Below are 1,628 nucleotides of genomic sequence, written 5' to 3'. Positions count from 1 at the left end.
GCTCGACCGCACCGCGCATCCGAATGCTGCGGCTCAAGTGGCGGCCATCCGCGCCCGGGATGGGGTCTTCGCCAGCGCTGTACACTTCCAACAACACCAGCGCATCAACCGAGGACAACACGTCCACAAAGTCTTCGTACAGATCCCGGGTCCGCGTGTAGCGGTGCGGCTGATAGACCATCACCAAGCGGCGATCCGGCCAACCATCGCGAATGGCCGCAATCGTCGCTGCCACTTCGCGGGGGTGATGCCCGTAGTCGTCCACCAACATGGCTTCGCCGTTCTCGACCTGGTAGTGGCCATACACCTGGAAGCGACGTCCCACACCGGCAAAGTGTTTCAGCCCGTCCTGAATGGCCTGATCGCTCAGGCCTTCATCGGTGGCGACCGCCACTACTGCCGTCGCATTCAATACGTTGTGCAACCCGGGAATATTGAGCTCAATCGCCAACGGCTCTTTGTGGTCCGGACGCTCGACTTCAAAGCGGGTCTGCATCTTGTCCTTGCTGACATTGATCGCCCGAAAATCACAGTGGGCCTCAAAGCCATAGGTCAATATCGGGCGCGACAGCGATGGGATGATGTCGCGCACTACCGGGTCATCCCCGCACAACACCGCCAGTCCGTAGAACGGCAGGTTGTGAATGAATTCGATAAAGGTGCGCTTCAACTGGTTGAAGTCGCCCCCATAGGTGTCCATGTGATCCGCATCGATGTTGGTCACCACCGCCACCATGGGCTGCAGGTGCAGGAAGGACGCATCACTTTCGTCCGCTTCCGCCACCAGGTAGCGACTGGCCCCCAACTGAGCGTTGCTGCCCGCACTATTGACCAGGCCGCCAATGATGAAAGTCGGGTGTTGCCCGCCGGCCGCCAGCACCGATGCCATCAGGCTGGTAGTGGTGGTTTTACCGTGAGTGCCGGCCACCGCAATACCGTGGCGATAGCGCATCAATTCGCCGAGCATCTCGGCGCGTCGCACGATGGGTATGCGCCGCTCGCGGGCGCTGACCATCTCCGGGTTGTCCGCTTTCACCGCGCTGGAGTTGACCACAACGTGCGCATCCACCACGTTCTCTTCGCGGTGGCCGATAAACACTTTTGCCCCCATCGCCTCGAGGCGACGGGTGGTGCCGGAGGCTTTCAGATCGGAGCCGGTAATCTCATAGCCCTGATTGATCAGCACCTCCGCAATACCACTCATACCCGCACCGCCGATGCCGATAAAGTGAATGCGTCGAATGCGGCGCATCTCCGGAACTTCGTAATATTGAATGGCTTTATCCACGATTGACCTCGGTTTGGGCAATGCATTGCTCGGCGACCACTCGTGCCGCTTCGGGTCGTGCCAGTTGGCGGCCACGCTCGGCCATGGCGCGCAGGCGATTGCGCTCGGCAAACTCTTCCCGCATCAAGGCCGCCAGCTTTTCACCGTCCAGATCTTTTTGCGAGACCGCCAGCGCGGCGCCGGCATTAACCAACACGGCCGCATTGTGCGTCTGATGATCGTCAATGGCGTAGGGGAACGGAATCAACAACGCCGCCAACCCCACTGTCATCAACTCTGAAATTGTCAGTGCGCCGGCTCGACAGATCACCCAGTCCGCCCAGGCGTAGGCCTCGGCCAT

2 protein-coding genes are annotated in these 1,628 nt (G+C 60.4%); both read right to left on the bottom strand.

Annotated features, from left to right (window positions below; all coding sequences use genetic code 11):
- Nucleotides 1-1,252: UDP-N-acetylmuramate--L-alanine ligase (murC, locus tag B3187_RS07215; protein WP_286805458.1), on the bottom strand; the 1,252-nt coding region annotated here is incomplete at its 3' end.
- 28 nt (nucleotides 1,253-1,280) lie between these two features.
- Nucleotides 1,281-1,628: UDP-N-acetylglucosamine--N-acetylmuramyl-(pentapeptide) pyrophosphoryl-undecaprenol N-acetylglucosamine transferase (locus tag B3187_RS07210; protein ID WP_286805419.1), on the bottom strand; the 348-nt coding region annotated here is incomplete at its 5' end.

This window comes from Marinimicrobium sp. UBA4209 (assembly GCF_002381585.1).
Classification (GTDB): domain Bacteria; phylum Pseudomonadota; class Gammaproteobacteria; order Pseudomonadales; family Cellvibrionaceae; genus Marinimicrobium; species Marinimicrobium koreense.
This window is presented reverse-complemented; position numbering and strand designations above follow the sequence as displayed.